The following is a 398-nucleotide window of genomic DNA, read 5'->3' as shown; positions in this document are numbered from 1 at the left end:
GTCATTCATGATCCAATACAGGAACATTCCCAAAAAGATTTTTACAACAAGAGCTAAAACGGCTTCGTAATTGATCAATTTATTTTTCATATGATCGCTCCAAAAAAATGACATTTTACTAAGTTTTTGAAATTAGTTTATTGTAGCTACTAAAGCTTTTAATGCCTCGTTAAAGACATTCGCTGGCGGATTAGTCAATCCAGCGCCAATCATACCAATCCCTGGTTCTTTATGAGCAATAGCAGTATTAATGACAGGCAGCATCCCTGTTTCTAAGACTTTTAAGACATCGATGCCTGTAGGAATCCCCATAAAATCTAAAACAGGAATCGTGACATTGGGATTTTCTTTCGTAGTAATTTCCAGCATTTCTTTTGAATAATTCAATGCTTCTGCCA

1 pseudogene is annotated in these 398 nt (G+C 35.4%); it reads right to left on the bottom strand.

Annotated elements, in window-relative coordinates:
- Positions 1-132: 132 nt before the first annotated feature.
- Positions 133-398, bottom strand: a pseudogene (locus AC2JF8_RS09345) (DUF1116 domain-containing protein); the annotation flags it as partial.

This window comes from Lactobacillus sp. CA30L (assembly GCF_059900845.1).
Note: the sequence above shows the minus strand (reverse complement) of the source record. Positions and strands in the feature narration are given on the sequence as shown.